Origin of the sequence: Sulfitobacter sp. M05 (genome assembly GCF_029285175.1) — a bacterium.
Taxonomy (GTDB): domain Bacteria; phylum Pseudomonadota; class Alphaproteobacteria; order Rhodobacterales; family Rhodobacteraceae; genus Sulfitobacter.
Window position 1 is genome coordinate 48,566 of the sequence record NZ_JABEDH010000003.1, and the last position, 17,128, is coordinate 65,693.

At 57.1% G+C, this 17,128-nt stretch carries 17 protein-coding genes; 8 read left to right on the plus strand and 9 right to left on the minus strand.

Features of this window, described 5'->3' with window-relative positions:
* The first annotated feature begins 472 nt into the window (after positions 1-472).
* The 4 genes from HKX44_RS13930 (at position 473) to HKX44_RS13945 (ending at position 5,293) form a co-directional block, all read left to right on the plus strand.
* Complete coding sequence (locus HKX44_RS13930) at positions 473-1,567, plus strand: ABC transporter ATP-binding protein (protein WP_276151969.1); 1,095 nt, start codon at positions 473-475, stop codon at positions 1,565-1,567.
* Between the two features lie 88 nt (positions 1,568-1,655).
* Positions 1,656-2,762, plus strand: a complete 1,107-nt coding sequence (locus HKX44_RS13935; protein ID WP_276151970.1) for an extracellular solute-binding protein — start codon at positions 1,656-1,658, stop codon at positions 2,760-2,762.
* 115 nt (positions 2,763-2,877) lie between these two features.
* Entirely contained in the window at positions 2,878-4,395 is a 1,518-nt protein-coding gene (locus HKX44_RS13940) for an ABC transporter permease (protein WP_276151971.1), read from the plus strand.
* A gap of 4 nt (positions 4,396-4,399) precedes the next feature.
* Positions 4,400-5,293 carry an ABC transporter permease gene (locus HKX44_RS13945; protein WP_276151972.1) on the plus strand — a complete coding sequence of 298 codons (894 nt, stop codon included), beginning with the start codon at positions 4,400-4,402 and terminating at the stop codon, positions 5,291-5,293.
* On the opposite strand, the gene HKX44_RS13950 is transcribed toward HKX44_RS13945, so the two are convergent.
* From HKX44_RS13950 to HKX44_RS13965, 4 genes are all read right to left on the minus strand, one after another.
* Positions 5,290-6,024, minus strand: a complete 735-nt coding sequence (locus tag HKX44_RS13950) for an Asp/Glu racemase (RefSeq protein WP_276151973.1) — start codon at positions 6,022-6,024, stop codon at positions 5,290-5,292. The genes HKX44_RS13945 and HKX44_RS13950 overlap by 4 nt on opposite strands.
* Complete coding sequence (locus HKX44_RS13955; protein WP_276151974.1) at positions 6,024-7,184, minus strand: Xaa-Pro peptidase family protein; 1,161 nt, start codon at positions 7,182-7,184, stop codon at positions 6,024-6,026. Before HKX44_RS13955 ends, HKX44_RS13950 begins: the two co-directional genes overlap by 1 nt.
* Positions 7,181-8,200, minus strand: a complete 1,020-nt coding sequence (locus tag HKX44_RS13960; protein WP_276153231.1) for a pyridoxal-phosphate dependent enzyme — start codon at positions 8,198-8,200, stop codon at positions 7,181-7,183. The genes HKX44_RS13955 and HKX44_RS13960 overlap by 4 nt, the downstream gene beginning before the upstream one ends.
* A 316-nt stretch (positions 8,201-8,516) precedes the next feature.
* Positions 8,517-8,945 carry a response regulator gene (locus HKX44_RS13965; protein ID WP_276151976.1) on the minus strand — a complete coding sequence of 143 codons (429 nt, stop codon included), beginning with the start codon at positions 8,943-8,945 and terminating at the stop codon, positions 8,517-8,519.
* Between the two features lie 207 nt (positions 8,946-9,152).
* Between HKX44_RS13965 and HKX44_RS13970 the strand changes: the two genes are divergently transcribed.
* From HKX44_RS13970 to HKX44_RS13985, 4 genes are all read left to right on the plus strand, one after another.
* Positions 9,153-10,040 carry an alpha/beta hydrolase gene (locus HKX44_RS13970; protein WP_276151977.1) on the plus strand — a complete coding sequence of 296 codons (888 nt, stop codon included), beginning with the start codon at positions 9,153-9,155 and terminating at the stop codon, positions 10,038-10,040.
* Positions 10,041-10,125: 85 nt separating this feature from the next.
* Positions 10,126-11,454 carry an aromatic ring-hydroxylating dioxygenase subunit alpha gene (locus HKX44_RS13975; RefSeq protein ID WP_276151978.1) on the plus strand — a complete coding sequence of 443 codons (1,329 nt, stop codon included), beginning with the start codon at positions 10,126-10,128 and terminating at the stop codon, positions 11,452-11,454.
* On the plus strand, positions 11,451-12,905 hold the full coding sequence (locus HKX44_RS13980; protein WP_276151979.1) for a glutamine synthetase family protein: 1,455 nt from the start codon (positions 11,451-11,453) through the stop codon (positions 12,903-12,905). Before HKX44_RS13975 ends, HKX44_RS13980 begins: the two co-directional genes overlap by 4 nt.
* 345 nt (positions 12,906-13,250) lie before the next feature.
* The gene (locus HKX44_RS13985) at positions 13,251-14,018 is read left to right on the plus strand and encodes an SDR family NAD(P)-dependent oxidoreductase (protein WP_276151980.1); all 768 of its coding nucleotides are present in this window, start codon (positions 13,251-13,253) and stop codon (positions 14,016-14,018) included.
* Positions 14,019-14,060: 42 nt separating this feature from the next.
* On the opposite strand, the gene mnhG is transcribed toward HKX44_RS13985, so the two are convergent.
* Genes mnhG through HKX44_RS14010 form a run of 5 tightly spaced genes read right to left on the minus strand, consistent with a single transcriptional unit; the run spans position 14,061 to position 17,127 of the window.
* The gene (gene mnhG / locus HKX44_RS13990) at positions 14,061-14,450 is read right to left on the minus strand and encodes a monovalent cation/H(+) antiporter subunit G (protein ID WP_276151981.1); all 390 of its coding nucleotides are present in this window, start codon (positions 14,448-14,450) and stop codon (positions 14,061-14,063) included.
* On the minus strand, positions 14,447-14,734 hold the full coding sequence (locus tag HKX44_RS13995) for a K+/H+ antiporter subunit F (protein WP_276151982.1): 288 nt from the start codon (positions 14,732-14,734) through the stop codon (positions 14,447-14,449). Before HKX44_RS13995 ends, mnhG begins: the two co-directional genes overlap by 4 nt.
* Entirely contained in the window at positions 14,731-15,231 is a 501-nt protein-coding gene (locus HKX44_RS14000) for a Na+/H+ antiporter subunit E (protein WP_276151983.1), read from the minus strand. The genes HKX44_RS13995 and HKX44_RS14000 overlap by 4 nt, the downstream gene beginning before the upstream one ends.
* A gap of 1 nt (position 15,232) precedes the next feature.
* On the minus strand, positions 15,233-16,777 hold the full coding sequence (locus HKX44_RS14005) for a monovalent cation/H+ antiporter subunit D (RefSeq protein WP_276151984.1): 1,545 nt from the start codon (positions 16,775-16,777) through the stop codon (positions 15,233-15,235).
* Entirely contained in the window at positions 16,774-17,127 is a 354-nt protein-coding gene (locus tag HKX44_RS14010; RefSeq protein ID WP_276151985.1) for a Na+/H+ antiporter subunit C, read from the minus strand. Before HKX44_RS14010 ends, HKX44_RS14005 begins: the two co-directional genes overlap by 4 nt.
* Position 17,128 lies beyond the last annotated feature (1 nt).

The window sequence follows — 17,128 nt, forward strand, 5'->3', positions numbered from 1 at the left end:
ATTGAGCATGCATGAAGGCATTGATCCCCCGGCGAATCGTGCCCTGATGGTGCGGCGACCAGCGGTTTTTGCATCCCAAATCACAGGGAAGTGCGGGCGGATTGCCCTGATGTCGGCAGGGTTGAACATGCACAGCGCGGGCCAGATGGTTCGTTATCGCTACAGGATTGTGCGCAAAAATTGGGCGACGGGAATTTTTTTTGGCTTCTTTCCGAGGTATACTGTTAGACTACCAACACCAAGTTTCGTCGCAAAGTTATAGCTTTTCGTCGTTTGCCGGGCGCAATCACTGGAGCACTTGCAGAATCTTTTCATTGTTCCCGCAAGAGTGGCAAAACAAGAAGTGAGTGCATTTTCGGGTTTTAAATTTTTCGTTGTCAAATGGCGTCTCTGCCGTCAGTCTAACCCAGGAAGACAAAAAAATCTGCCCTCGGACGAATTGTGTGGCAGGGAAAAACGGGGATAAATCATAATGACTTCAACCGACGGGGCCTTTGTTGCCTTTGATCGTGTGCAAAAGAGCTATGACGGTGAGACACTTGTCGTCAAAGACCTCAACCTGTCGATGCCGAAAGGCGAATTCCTTACAATGCTTGGGCCATCAGGGTCTGGTAAGACGACCTGCCTGATGATGCTGGCAGGGTTTGAAACGGCAACGCACGGCGATATCACGCTGGATGGTGTGTCGATCAACAATATTCCACCTCATAAGCGCGGCATTGGCATGGTGTTCCAGAACTACGCCCTGTTCCCGCATATGTCGGTTGCCGAAAACCTGTCTTTTCCTTTGGAAGTGCGCAAGATCGGTAAATCAGCGCGTGAGGAAAAGGTGATGCGCGCCTTGGATATGGTTCAGATGGGCGATTTCGCTGGTCGCCGTCCCGCGCAATTGTCTGGTGGGCAGCAGCAGCGTATCGCCCTTGCGCGGGCCTTGGTTTTCGAACCCGAGCTGGTGCTGATGGACGAACCTTTGGGCGCGCTGGACAAACAGTTGCGCGAAACCTTGCAGTTCGAGATCACAAACCTGGCCCATGAGCTTGGCATCACCACGGTTTATGTGACCCACGACCAGACCGAAGCCTTGACCATGTCAGACCGTGTTGCGGTGTTCGACGATGGCCGCATTCAGCAGCTGGCCCCGCCGGACGAGCTTTACGAACAGCCTGAAAACAGTTTTGTTGCGCAGTTCATCGGCGAAAACAATACGCTGGAAGGTGTGGTGCAGGAGATCAAAGGCAACACATGTATCGTCAAGCTGGACAGCGGCGATATTATTGATGCGGTGCCGGTGAACGTGAACAACGTGGGTGACCGGACCAAAGTCTCCATTCGCCCCGAGCGCGTGGAATTCAACCGCGAGCGCCTGCATGATGATGCGCATACGCTCAAGGCTGAAGTGCTTGAGTTTATCTATATGGGCGATATTTTCCGCACCCGCCTGCGCGTTGCCGGTACGGATGAGTTTGTCATCAAAACACGCAACGCCCCCGATCAAGAGCGCCTGAAACCGGGCCAGATGATCGAAATCGGCTGGTTGCCACAGGATTGTCGGGCGCTTGACGCCTGACGGCCAAGCACTTGAACAAAAGAGAATGTGGCGGCCCGGGCTGCATTTTCAATCGATCAAACCGGGCAGAGATCAACGGGAGATACCTATGAACGTAACCATGAAACTGATGGCCACATCCTGCCTGACGCTGACCGCCACTATGGCGTTTGCGGATGGCCATATGGCCGATGAAATGACGATTGTCAGCTGGGGCGGTGCGTATTCCGCTTCGCAAAAGAACGCCTATCATGACCCCTATTCCGAAAAGACCGGCGTCAAGATCATCAACGACGAAAGCTCGTCCGAAGCGGTGGCCAAGCTGCGCGCAATGAACGAAGCGGGCAACGTGACCTGGGACGTTGTTGACGTGGTAGCATCCGATGCGATCCGTCTGTGCGACGAAGGTCTGGCGATGGAAATCGACGCGGACACTCAGCTGGCCGATGGCGATGACGGCTCGAAAGCGTCTGATGACTTTGGTGACCTGCTGGTTTCCGACTGCTTTATCCCGCAGATCGTATATTCCACCACGGTTGGCTATCGCACGGACCTTGTTGGTGACACACCGCCGACAAGCATTTGTGCCCTGTTTGACACAGATACATATCCGGGCAAACGCTCGCTTGAAAAACAGCCGATTGGTAACCTTGAGTGGGCCTTGATTTGTGACGGCGTGGCCAAGGAAGATGTTTACGACGTTCTTGAAACCGAAGAAGGTCAGGCACAGGCCTTTGCCAAGCTCGACACCATCAAAGACAGCGCCATCTGGTGGTCTGCCGGTGCTGACACACCTCAGCTTTTGGCTGATGGTGAGGTGATCATGGGCTCGACTTATAACGGCCGTCTGTTCGCGCTGATTGAAGAGCAGAAACAGCCGGTTGCGATGCTGTGGGACGCGCAGGTCTTTGACCTTGATGGCTGGATCATTCCAACCGGTCTGTCACCAGAGCGTCAGGCGCGTGCGCTGGATTACATCATGTTCGCGACAGACACACAGCGTCTGGCCGATCAGGCCAAGTACATTTCTTATGGTCCTGCGCGCAAATCTTCCGCACCGCTGGTTGGCAAGCACGCAACATTGGGCATCGAAATGGCACCGCATATGCCAACCGATCCTAACAACGCCAAGAACACCTTCCTGTACAACTACGAATGGTGGGCAGACTACCGTGATGATCTGGACGCGAAATTCCAGGCTTGGCTGTCCAAGTAAGCCATTGATTTCGGGGCACGGTTCGCCGTGCCCCGTTCTTTGATACCTCCGAACACGATCTATAAAAACCGCGCTGATTCAACACGCGCGAACCCGTACCAACAAGGGATGCCCCATGTCAGAACCCGTGATTGCCGCCGACGGCCGTCCGCTCAAAGCCTCGCTGAATCGTGCGCTGCGCCGTCAAAAGATGCGTGCGCTTGCACTGATCGCGCCTTTGCTGATCTTTATTCTGGTGTCATTCGTGATGCCGATTGCGGACATGCTGTTCCGCTCTGTCGAAAATGAAATTGTAAGTGAAACCCTGCCGCGCACCGTCGCTGCGCTTGATGCTTGGGACGCTGGATCCGGCGAGACGCCGGACGAAGATGTTTTTAACGCGCTTTACACCGATATGGCGCTGGCGGTCGAGTATAAGTCCCATACCCGTTTGGGCAGCCGGCTGAACTATGAAACCACCGGCATCGCGTCGCTTTTCCGCAAGTCGGGGCGTCGTGTCGGCAAGTTCGACACCGATGTCTATACCAAAGCGTTTCAGGATGCCGACCCACGCTATGCAGACCCGCAACAGTGGGTCGCGTGGATGGCAGATGACAGCATTCGCGCAAAACTTCCCATGACAACAAGTGCTTATGACGATTGGGCCAAGATGATTGTCGAGGCCGAAAATGATGTCCCAAGCGAGGAAGAGCCGTGGGATTTCGTCTATTCTGCGCTCTACAACGATGCGGTTAGCGGCGCGGAATTGCCGGTTTCTGTTGATGTCTCTGGCATCACGCCAGTATCGCTTCGGACGGCATTCGGGGATATCGACGACAAATGGCTGAATCCCAATGTCTGGCGCACGATCAAGACCTATTCGCCCCGATATACGGACGGGTATTTCCTGAATTCTGTTGACCTGATGAAAGGGGCCGAGGGTGTCGAGGCGCGTCCCGAGAACGAACAGATCTACATCACCCTGTTTATCCGCACGATGATCATGTCGCTGTCGATCATGGGCATGTGTGTTTTGCTGGGCTATCCCATCGCGTGGTTGCTGGCCAATCTCAAAGACCGCACTGCCAACCTGTTGATGATCCTTGTTTTGCTGCCTTTTTGGACATCACTTTTGGTGCGGACCTCTGCATGGAAAGTGCTGTTGCAACAGCAAGGTGTGATCAATGATATTCTGGTCTGGATCGGGATCGTCGCAGATGACAACCGGCTTGAACTCATCAACAACCAGACCGGCACAATCATTGCGATGACGCATATTCTACTGCCATTCATGATCCTGCCGCTTTATTCGGTGATGAAGACCATTCCCCCCAGCTATCTGCGGGCGGCCAAGTCACTGGGGGCCACGAATTGGACGGCTTTCTGGCGGGTCTACTTTCCGCAATCAGTGCCGGGGATCGGTGCGGGGTGTATCCTCGTCTTTATCCTTGCCATTGGGTATTACATCACACCGGAACTGGTTGGTGGTACCAAAGGTGTCTTTATCTCGAACCGGATTGCCTATCACATTTCCAGTTCTCTGAACTGGGGCTTGGCGGCCGCTCTTGGTACTATCCTGCTGACGATTGTGATGGTGCTGTACTGGGTCTACGACAAGATTGTCGGGATCGATAACGTGAAATTGGGGGGCTAATAGAATGTCCGGATTGCCACCTTATGCGACAACAGGTCAGCGTGCCTGGTACTATTCCTTCCGTGTGATTTGCGGGTTGATCTTCTTTTTCCTGATCGCGCCGATCATTGTGATCATCCCTTTGTCGTTCAACGCGCAGGATTTCTTTACCTTCACGCCGGAGATGCTGGCGTTTGATCCTGCGGGGTATTCGACCAAACATTACGAGGATTTCTTTACCAACTCGGACTGGCAGTTGGCGTTGAAGAACTCGTTGAAAATCGCGCCCGTGGCGACATTGTTGTCGGTGTCATTGGGAACATTGGCCGCTATCGGTCTAAGCCAGAGCCACGTGCCGTTCCGCCGGGCCATTATGGCGATCCTGATTTCACCGATGATTGTCCCACTGATCATTTCGGCAACGGGGATGTATTTCTTTTACTCCAACCCCTACATCCCGACACCCTTTGGCAAGATCGAACTGCCGTTCACCCTGACCGGTACCTATCTGGGGGTGGTTCTGGCTCATGCTGCGCTGGGTATTCCCTTTGTGATCATCACCGTGACGGCAACGCTTGTGGGATTCGACAATTCCCTGACGCGGGCGGCTGCCAATATGGGGGCAGGGCCGGTGACAACCTTTTTCCGGGTGCAGATGCCGCTGATCCTTCCGGGGGTGGTATCGGGGGGGTTGTTCGCCTTCATTACATCATTTGACGAGGTGGTCGTGGTGCTGTTTGTCGGTTCTGCGGGCCAGAAAACCCTGCCTTGGCAAATGTTTACCGGTCTGCGTGAACAGATCAGTCCAACCATTTTGGCTGTTGCCACGATCTTGATTGCGGTCTCGATTGTACTGCTGTTTGTGGTCGAATTGTTGCGCCGCCGCTCAGAGCGGCTGCGCGGCATGTCGCCCAGCTAAACCTGCCAAAGCCGCCCGGGTAGTCCCTCGGGCGGCGTTACCCCACCCAGACGCATAAGATGCCAGGCCAGTACCTGATTGCTGGAAAGCACAGGTTTGCCAATCTCGGTTTCAATTTCTGTGATCACGCCAAGGGTCCGCAGATTTGTGCAGGACAGAAATACCGCATCGCAACTGCTGTCCTTTGCCATATCAATTGCCGCATTGATAATCGCGTCGGCCTTGATGCGGACGACGTTTTCTTCCAGCTTTTCCTCGAAACTGGCGAAATGGGATACCCGGATGTCTGCCGCCTCGATCACCACCCGCAATTGATCCGACACATTCGCCACATAGGGTGTGATCATCCCGAGCCGCGAAACACCCAATGCGGAACAGGCCGCAATCAATGCGGTTACCGGATCGGTCACATGGGGGGTGGGCACGCCAGCCTTGATTAAATCGCCAACCCGTGCGGCCCCGATTTGGGCCGTAGCCGAGGTACAGCCATAGCCCACCGCCGCGATCTGTGCCCCGCGCGGCAAAAGCTCTGCTGCACCTGTCAGGCGGCCCTCCATGCCGGCAATCATCGCGGTGTCCAGTTCGGTACCCGAGGCAACACGGCTGATCAGAACCTCAGTTTCGAGCGGCAGCAACTGGCGCATGTCCCGTTCAAGGGTCTCGTCCGATTGCAGGACAACGAGGCCCAGTTGCACGGGGCGGTCTGATGATAAGGAATAGGGGAGGCCCATCAAATCACCCTGATTTCTGCCGGTTGCGGCGTCGACAGCCAAACCGGAGTACCATCGGTGACCACGATGTTTTCCTCGTGAACCATGATCCGCCCGTTCGGCAATATGATCCCCGGTTCAAGCGTCAGAACCATCCCTGCCGCCAGTGGCGTATGATCAGCGGCAATGATCGACGGCCATTCTGTCAACTGCATCCCCAATCCATGGCCCAGCCGACCAGCATCCGACCCGGTTGCCTGAGGGTTTACGCAAGCGTTCATCGCGTGGAACAAATCCGACATCAGCGCCCCGGGGCGGGCCAGATCAAAAGCGGCTCGCGTTGCGGTGATAAGCTGCTGATGGGCCTTGGAAACTTCGGCAGAAGGCGGCCCGACACTGAAATTTCGGTCAAAGTCGCAGAAATACCCATCCCAGACCAGACCCGTGTCCAACATCAGGACATCGCCAGCAGCCAGCGGCGTATCGGTTGCCGGCGAGATGACATCGCCGTACCCGTCTTGGCCCAAGCCGCCGGCAAGATAGGGCACGTAGTCCGCCCCTTCCTCAAGGCATAGGCGCTGAAAATCACGAAACACCTGTGCCAGCGCGGTGCCTGCTTGTGCAATTTCGGGAACACGATCAAAGGCGCGGTCGGCGATGGCTGTGGCGGTTTTGATCTTGGTCAGCTCTGCGTCTGATTTGACCAACCGCAAGCGGCGGGTCACGCTACAATCCCCCACGATCTCGCGCGGTGCCAGCATGCTTTCCAACTGCCGGAAATTTGCCAGTGGCATCCGCAAACTGCTTTCCATTTGATCGGCTATGCCAATCCGGGTGCCCTGCGGGGCGACTTCCATCAGGGTATCGGCCAACAGTGTAATCCCGTCGTCAGTGTAGTCAGGTGCCTGCCAACAGCGGACATCCGTGATCCATGTCTGGCGCATCAAATGGGCACCAATGGAGGGAATGACCGCAATCGGATCGCCGACGGCGGGCAGCACGACAAACCAAGGGCGTGTCGGGCTTTCCCAGAACCGCGTCAGAAAACCGGTGTAATAGCGCAACTCGGCTTCGGTGGTAAGCAGCAGCGCAGCCAGATCGTTTTCGGCCATCAAAGCTTGTGCGCGGCGGGTGCGGGTCTGAAACTCGGCATCCGGAAAACCACGCACAAGGGAGGTCATTGTGTAGGCTCTTCACTGAGGATCAGAAGCACCCGCGACTCTGCGGAAAGGCGAAAGATGTCAGGCTCTTTCATCGCAACCTGAAGACCGGCCAGCCCCGCCGCACCGGAGGGCGTCGAGGGCAATCCGGCGAGGGCAAAGGTCTCGTGTCCAGCGGTGCCTTCGTCTTCGGTCACGGTCATGAAAATATCGGCGTCACGGGCAAGCCCCTTGAGGGCGATCAATGAAGGTTCCTTGCAATCCAGTCGTCCCATCTGCGACGCTGGCCCTTGTGTCACCTGCGGCGAACCGGCGGCGATCGAGGCGATCAAGGCAGGGGCGGCGTCTGGCTCAACGACGATTATTGTCGGTTCGTGCCCCCAGACCTTGCGGGCATAGGCGGCTGAGGCGGCAGCCAACCCGCCAACACCTGCTTGCAAGAACAGATGTGTGGGCGGTGTCGGAATTTGTGCTGCGGCCTCTTGCATCAAAACCAAATAACCCTCCATCAGGCGGTGGGGGTGAACCACATATCCGCCCCACGAACTATCCGAAAGTAATGTCGCCCCTTCGGTTTCGGCAAGGGCGGCAGCGGCCTTCATCGCGTCCTCGTAAATGGCACCTTCGCGGCGGACTTCCGCGCCGATGTTGCGCAGGCGCTCGGCAAAGCTTTCTGGTACTGTCTCGGCCAGAAAGACGATGGCATTTGCCCCAAAAGCAGCCGAACCGGCAGCGACCGACAGGCCGTGATTTCCGGCGCTTGCGGTGACATAGGTCTGGCCCTTGGCGCGCCCCGCCTGTGCATCATGGGCAATTACATAGGCCGCTCCCAGAGCCTTGAAACTGCCCAGCCCCATGCGCGTGCGTTCGTCTTTGACATGAAGGCTTGCAACGCCCAGTGACGCCGCCAGATGGGGAACAGATGCAAGCGGTGTTTCGCCAGCACGTGGGCAGCGCTGAAGCAATGTCGTGGACATTGAGACATCGTCACTTGGCCAAGGGATATGGGCAAGCTGGATTAAGGTTTCGCGGCGCATGTCGGGGCTTGGTTGTATGTAATGCATAATTTTGTCGGCTAACATAGTGATGGTTTTTGAGAAACACATTTTCAAAAATGGATGTGTTTATTTTTTTCAACACCTGCTTTCGATCCGGGTCTAGACCAATGGTAAATGTATCAGCGCAGGCCATCAATTTGGGGAAGAGGCGTCATAGATTGAAGGTGATACACCTATTGCGGGAAAAATGTGCCGCTAAGCTGCAGATTGACGTCGTGTTTCTACTGACCCGCGGTTGGCTGTGGGAGTGTTTGTGCAGTGACCAAAGTCGCAAGTGTTGCCGCTGTGTCTGGGGTTAGCGGTTTGTTTGCAACATATTTGCAAAGGTGTGCAATTCCCCCTTGCTCAACGGTTTGCCGAGAAAACCCCGGACAGACTCGAAACCTTGGGCACGTTCTTTGCTTTTGGCGTGGATCGAGGTGTCCAGCATCACGATAACCGGGCAGAGGTTCGCACCGATCTGGTCCTGGGCGGCTTGCAGGAATTCGAAACCGTCCATTCTGGGCATGTTGATATCCAGTAGGATCAGGTCGGGCTTCAGGGTGCCAGGATCGGACAGGTATTCAAGCGCCTCTTCGGGGGCCGTGTATTGCAACAGATTGCTGACCAATCCAGTGCTGGCAGCGACCCGTTTACAGATCAACTGGTCGAAAGTGCTGTCATCAATCACCATCAGGGTCTTGATCAGTGGCTCCTGTGATCCGGTCGTGGCCAGCGTGATCATCAGGCGTTTGTCTTGCTTAAATGCACGGCGGCAGGCAAGGAAAGCCGGACATCCGGTGTTGCGTCAATGATGTGTTTCAAAAACCGGCCCGATCCCTGCTGTTTGTGGTGTGCCATGGTTAGGTCGAATAGGTTAACGGAGTCTAAAGTTGCGCGGCGGTTGACCTGTGGGTTTCACGCTGGCGCTTGCGGAAGGAAGGAAGACTGTATGCACGCCGGATTTGACGCTTTTATGGGGTTGCCCCTTGAGGAACTCGATTTTCAACTGTCGCCCAGCCGCTCCGCGAAAGATGCAGCGGGGGTGCTGAACGCTATGGTGACACAGACCTTGGCGGCACAGGATGATCCGGCGCTGGAGGTGCGGATGGATCTCCCGTTTGGGCCAAAACCGCGCCAGAAATTTGATCTGTACCAGCCGAAAGCTGCAAAACCGACCCCTAGGCCGGTCATTGTTTTCCTGCATGGCGGGTTCTGGCAGGAGGGGGACAAAAGCGTATCCGGTTTTGCAGCATCCTGTTTTGCCGCCCGTGGGTGGGCCAGTATTGCGCTGGGATATACCCTGACACCTGAGGTGAGCCTGACCGAGCTGACACGGGAAATCCATGCCGGCCTGGCCCATGTTGCGGCACAGGGGGCCGCATTGGGGATTGATACAGACAACATCATTCTTGTTGGCCATTCCGCCGGCGGTCATTTGGCGGCATCGGTGGTGTGCGATCTGTTGGGGCAGGGTGTTCACCGGCTGGTGCGGGGGGCGGTACTGATCAGCGGTGTCTTCGAACTTGCCCCGATAGCCCGATCATATGTCAGCGACCTGACCCCCATGACTGATGCCGAAATCCAAGATCTTTCGCCGTTGCGTCATCCGCCGCTGGCAAATGTCCCGATTCATGTCCTGATCGGGGCGGATGAACCGGCAGCATTTCAAGTGCAATCGTCGGTCCTGCGGACGGCATGGGCCCCGGCCTTGCCCGGTTTGACCTATCATCTCGCCGCAGGGCGGGACCATTTCGATGTGCTTGAAGAACTCCAAGATCCAACCTCTATTACTGTGCGTTCAATTGAGCAGATGATCCAAGGCACTGCGGAAAGCTGATTGATTTCAAAACTCTCCCTGCGCAGGATGGGGCAATCGGGATAGGTGACAGACCTGACCCTGCGGGGAGGCGTAAGGAAGAGATATGATCAGCAAGGAATTGAACGACACGATTACATTGACCGGACCGGGCAGTGACGCAGGGGCGGTGTTGCGCCGCTACTGGCAACCTGCGGCGCTTTCGGATGAACTGGCGGGGGAGCGCCCGCTGGTGCCGGTGACTTTGCTGGGTGAACGGTTGGTTTTGTTTCGCGACAACAATGGGGCCTTGGGGCTGATAGACCGCCATTGTCCGCACCGTGGGGCTGACCTGTGTCATGGCCGGTTAGAAGATAACGGGCTGCGCTGTCCGTTCCACGGTTGGCATTTTGACCGCAGCGGCCAATGTGTCGAGCAGCCGGGCGAACCGGACGGCAGCCGGATGCATGAAAGTATCCGTGCGACCTCTTATCCGGTAGAAGAGCGTAACGGCATCATCTTTGCCTATATGGGGCCGGGTGATCCGCCGCCGTTTCCGAACTTCGACTGTTTTCGCGCTCCTGACACCCATGTGTTTGCGTTCAAGGGGCTGTGGGAGTGTAATTGGTTGCAGGCAATGGAGGTCGGGATCGACCCGGCACATGCGTCTTTCCTGCACCGGTTTCTCAAGGACGAAGACCCCGCGGACAGCTATGGCAAACAGTTTCGGGATAAGGCGGCGGATACAAACATTCCGATGACGAAACTGCTGCGCGACTATACCAATCCCGAGATCACGGTGGAGGAAACCGATTACGGCCTGCGTCTGATCGCGCTGCGCCATCTGGACGCGGCCCAAAGCCATATCCGGATCACCAATCAGATTTTCCCACAGGCCATTTCGATCCCGATGAGCCGCGAGATGATCATTACCCAGTGGCATGTGCCGATCGACGATGAACATTGTTATTGGTATTCGATGTTCACCAGTTTCACCGACCCGGTGGATAAGGAACTGATGCGCGCGCAGCGACTAAAAGAACATCGCCTGCCGGATTATGCGCCGCTGAAGAACAAGCGCAACAATTACGGGTTCAACCCCGAGGAACAACGCACCGAAACCTATACCGGCATGGGAATGGACATCAACGTGCATGACCAATGGGCGGTTGAAAGCCCTGGACCGATCTTTGACCGCACCCGTGAGCATCTGGGCAAGACCGACGTTGCGATTATCAAATACCGCCGGATGCTGCGGGCAGCGATTGCGGCGGTGAAAGACGGGCAAGAGGATGCCTTGCCAATGCGGGGTGATGTGGACCCTGCAACGGTCTTTGGTCCGATTTCAAACGATACTATCGGGGACAAAGCCGCGTGGCGCGCGGTTTCCGCAACCAGCGATGCAGAGCGGCGGGCCGGGTGTACGGATTGGGATGCCACGGTCAGCCCCTCATGAGCGCGCTCAAGGACCGGATCGCAAGCGGCAGTCTGGCGCGCCTTGGCTTGCTGGACGGTGCGCGGATTGACCAATGCGCCGAGGTGGCGGCACAGGCCGAGGCCGCCAATCTGGAGACCATTCGCGTATTGTTCACCGATCAGCATGGTATTTTGCGCGGCAAGACGGTTGTGGCCAGCGCCTTGCCATCGCTTTTTGCCGACGGCATGGCCGCCCCGTCGACCTTGTTGCTGAAAGACACCTCTCACCGTACGGTTTTCCCGGTCTGGGAGGCGCAGGGCGCTGTTGCAAGTGACATGCGCGGTGCGGGGGACATCCTGATGGTGCCTGACCCCGCGACGTTTCGGGTTTTGCCGTGGTCACCGCATTCGGCATGGCTACTTTGTGATCTGGCGGATTGTACGGGGGCATCAACGCCGCTTTGTACACGTGGCATCCTGCGCAAATCCGTTGACCGTCTGGCGACACAGGGGATGGCGCTTGTTGTTGGGCTTGAGGTTGAATTTCATGTGTTTCGCGTGCTGGACCCCAAGCTTGGCCACGCAGCTGCGACCATGCCCGGGCAGCCGGTGCAAACCGAGAACCTTGCCCAAGGCTACCAATTTCTGACCGAAACCCAGTATGACGCGCTTGAGCCGGTAATGGATGATCTGCGCCGCACCTGCGAGGGGCTGGGCCTGCCGATCCGATCCATGGAGGTCGAGATGGGGCCAAGCCAGTTCGAATTCACTTTTGATCCCGCCGCTCCGATGACCCATGCCGACAATATGGTGATGCTGCGCACCGCCGTGAAACAGGTCTGCGCGCGCCATGGATTGCACGCCACGTTTATGTGTAAACCGAACCTGCCCAATGCCGTGGCCAGCGGGTGGCATCTGCATCAGTCATTGACCGACATGCACACCGGTTCGAACCTGTTTCAGACGCAGGAGGATGCCCTGACGCCAGAATGCAGCGGCTGGATTGCCGGATTGTTGGCACATGCGGCGCAGACTTGCCTGCTCAGCACACCGACAGTGAACGGGTACAAACGCTATCAGCCCCATCAACTGGCTCCGAACCGCATTGTCTGGGCCCGTGACAACCGTGGGGCGATGATCCGCGTATTGACGAAACCGGGCGATCCCGCCAGCCGGATTGAAAACCGTATCGCGGAACCCGCTGCAAATCCCTATCTGTTCTTCGCAAGCCAGATCATTGCGGGCATGGATGGGCTGACACAACAGATGGTGGCCCCTGCGCCAGTTGAAAATCCCTATGATGCCGAGGCGGCCCCCTTACCGGACAGCCTGCTGGCGGCGATTACGGCCTTTGACACCTCGCCGCTTTATCGCGCGACACTGGGGGACGCGTTTGTGGATTATCTGTGCAAGATCAGACGGGCAGAGTGGGACCGGTATCACCTGACTGTATCGGCTTGGGAGCAACAGGAGTATTTTGGTCTTTACTAGGGCCTGTGGACAATCATCCTGCCGCATTGGTTTCAGTCCAAAATTGCTCAGTTCCAGGCAAGAAAGCGTAGGACTAACGGGTTAATTCCAGCTTTCTTAACGCAGAACTGGGCAATTTTGGCGAAATCGCTGCGCGACGCGGCCCATTTTGCCTCCGGATTCACCGCATTGCCCTTCCGATGAACCACATCGGGGCGGTCAATTCGGCTCGCCAGCGGCAAAATGGGTCTCGCGCCAGTGCGGCAGGATGATTGTCCACAGGCCCTAGGCTTGGGGCGCAGCCCACTTGCAAGCTTCTGTCAGAAGATGTCTAACTTGGGCATTAATTGAACAGGAGTTCTATTCATGGAAATGTGGTCAGGAAGTGTGGCGATTGTCACGGGTGGGGCATCGGGTCTGGGGGCTGCGACAGCCACGGCTTTGGCCGGTGCCGGGTTGAAAGTGGCGATCTTTGATCTGAATGCGGAGGCTGGCGAGGCGCATGCCGCCAGCCTGGGCGGTACGTTTCACAGCGTCGATGTGTCAAATGCCGAACAGGTCAAGGCGGCAATGGATGCAGTCACCGAGCAACAGGGCGCGCCACGTGTGCTGGTCAATTGCGCGGGGATCGGACCTGCGGCCAAGACGGTTTCGCGCGGCGAGCCTCATGACGCGGGATTGTTTGCCAAAGTCATCGGCATCAACCTGATCGGATCGTTTATCTGTGCGTCAGAAGCGGCATCCCGCATGGTTGCCCAAGATCCGATGGCCCCTGACGGCGCGCGCGGCGTGATTGTGAACACGGCATCGGTGGCGGCTTATGACGGTCAGATCGGGCAAGTTGCTTATGCGGCGTCCAAGGGCGGTATTGTGGGCATGACCCTGCCTATGGCGCGCGATCTGGCGGACAAGGGCGTGCGGATTTGTACGGTGGCACCGGGGCTGTTCCTGACACCCTTGTTGGAAGGGTTGCCGCAGGATGTACAGGACTCACTGGGCGCGCAGGTGCCGTTTCCTTCACGGCTGGGCCAGCCCGCGGAATATGGCAAGCTGGTATGCCATATCCTCGACAACCCGATGCTGAACGGCGAGGTCATTCGGCTGGACGGCGCGATCCGTATGGCACCGCGCTAGGGTCCTGACCCTAGGCTCAGGCCCGGGCCGGCGGTCCGGGTTTCAGGTCTCCGGATCAGCCGCCAGTTCGCGGTCTGCTTCGGGGACGTTCAGGGTGGACCATGTGTCGTCACGCAGGGGCGGCGGTGGCGCGGTGCAGGACTGTTTGTGGATGTTCACCTTGGCGATAAAATTCGCCGAGATCGGGGCGGTGACAAACAGGAACGCCATGATCAGCAATTCATGCATCGACCCTTGGCCAATCAGATAGGAATTGATCATCGAAGCCAGCAGCAAGGCCCCGATGCCAATGGTGCCAACCTTGGTCGGGGCATGCAGTCGCGTCATGGAATCGTTGAATTTCAACAAACCGATGGTGCCCACCAGCGCAAAACCTGTCCCGATCAAGAGGCAGATACCAACCAGATATGTACCGATAATTTCAAAGCTCATTCGATGATATCCCCCCGCAACACGAAGCGCGCATAAGCTACGGTGGATACGAACCCCAGCATGGCGACAATCAGAGTTACCTCGAAATAAATCTGCGTCCCTTGCAGGATGCCAAGCAGCACAACCAGACCGATGGCATTCACCACCATCGTGTCCAGCGCCAGAATACGGTCGCCGACAGAGGGGCCGATCACCAGCCGTATCATCGACATGATCTGCGCCACCACAATGCCGACAAAGGCCATGTTATAAGCAAAATTCATAAAGTCGGTTGCAGCGTTCATAGGAAGATCTCCTTTAACCGGCGTTCATAACGCTCCTTGATCCCGTCACGTTCGCCATCAGGGTCATCCGTATGCAAAACATGCACCAACAGGCTGTGACCCTCGTCTGACAGGTCTGCCGAAACGGTGCCGGGGGTCAGGGTGATTGTACCTGCCAACACGGTGATGGCTTCGGGTGTGGTCAGATCCAGCGGGATGGTAATCCACGCGGGCTTTAGCGATGCGTTGGATTTTGTCAGCACGATCCATGCCACCTGAATATTGGCAACAATAATGTCCCACAACACGATCATCGCATAGCTGAACAGCCGCCCTACATGTACACCGCCGGGCCGCTCGGGCCACCAGATCGCTGTGGCTTTGGTGATGACGATGCCAAGGATCACTCCGAACAACGCCATGCCGGGGGTGAATTCATTTTGCAGCAAGGTCCAGACCACAGCCAGCAGGACGGTCAGCAACGGATGGGGAAACAGCCAGCGAAAACTGCGGGTCATGTCAGTACACCTCCTTTGTCGGGCTACTCAGCTTGCCTGGGGTCTCCAGCACCTTGGATATGTAGGGATCCGGTGCGAACAATTGTGCCGCAGTGCGTTCAACATAGGAATAGGCCGGACCGGCGAATACCGTATGTGCCACCAGCAATGCCAGCAATCCACCCACTGCAACATAGGATAGGGCGGCGGGTGCCGGGAAGGGCTCGGCGTCTTCTGGGACGGGGATGCTTTTAGCTTTCCAGAACAGGGTTGCGCCAGCCCGTGAAAAACCAACCACACTGATCAGGCTGGTGCCCAGTACGACCGCCCAAATCCAGACGGCCATCGCGCCGTCAAAGCTTGCATCTAGGATCAACAGCTTGCCGACGAAACCAGAAAGCGGCGGCAGGCCGGCCATGGCAATCGCGGCGAGAAAGAACAGCGCGGATGTCAGGGGCGCGCCCGATGCCGGTGCCATCGCGGTTAGCGCAAGAGAGGGGCGCCCGGTCCGCACCAGATCGGCGATCAGGAACAGCGCAGCTGCGGCCAATGTTGAATGCACGATATAGTAAAGCGCGGCGGCGATCCCTTCAGGAGTGAACATGGAAATCGCCACCATCACCATGCCCATCGACCCGATAACGGAAAACGCAACCAGCCGGTCCAGTTTTTGCGCGGCCAACACGCCAATCATACCAATCGCCAGCGAGACCAGCGCGGCGGGCATCAGCCAGATCGAGTGCAGCCCGTCGGTGGCCGCAAGCTCTGGCGGAAAAATCATCGTATAGACGCGGATGATGGCATAGGCCCCGACCTTGGTCATGATGGCAAACAAGGCTGCCACCGGTGCAGGGGCTTCGGCATAGCTGGACGGCAACCAGAAATGCAGCGGCACAATGGCGGCTTTGATGGCAAAGACCAGTAGCAACAGCACCGCAGCGACCCGGATGCCAACAGTGTCACCCAGATCAATCAATGCCACACGCTGCGCCAGATCGGCCATGTTCAGCGTGCCGGTCTGGGCGTAAATCGCCCCCAGCGCAAACAGGAACAGGGTTGAGCCGATAAGGTTGAACAGCACATATTGCACGCCGGCGCGCAGGCGTAAGTTGCCCCCGCCGTGGATCATCAACCCGTAAGAGGCGATCAGCAACACTTCGAAAAAGACGAACAGGTTGAACAAGTCGCCTGTCAAAAAGGCACCCATAATGCCCATCAGCTGAAACTGAAACAGCGCATGGAAATGCCAGCCGCGTTTGTCCCAGTTTGATCCGATGGCGTAAAGCAGCACAAACAGCGCCAGCACCGAGGTCAGCAGAACCATCAGTGTGGACAGCCGGTCCCCGACCAACACAATGCCAAAAGGGGCGGCCCAATCGCTGAGTTGATAGAGCGTGACCGTGCCATCGGAGGCCTGCCACGCAAGGCCCGCGCTGATGGCGATCAATGACAGAACACCGGCAATTGAAAACACCCGCTGGATGGCAAAGTGATACCGCGCGGCCAGCACGATGAACGGGGCCAGCAGGGCAGGCAGGATAACGGGGGCAATGATCCAGTGCATCATGTTGTCTCCTCCGCTTCTGTTTCCGGTGCCGGATCGTTCACCCTGTCATCATCGCCGCCCAAATAGGCCCCCAAACCAATCATCACAACCACGGCAGTCATGCCAAAGGAGATCACAATTGCGGTCAACACCAGCGCCTGCGGCAGTGGGTCTGTATACCGTGCGGCGTCGGTCAGAATCGGTGGCGCGCCGATGGTCAGCCGCCCGGATGCAAACAGAAACACGTTCACAGCATAGGTCAGCAGGGACATCCCCATGATCACCGGAAAGGTGCGCAGACGCAGCACCAGATACATGCCGGCGGCTGTCAGGATGCCGATGGCCGAGGCGACAAGAAGTTCAAGACCCATG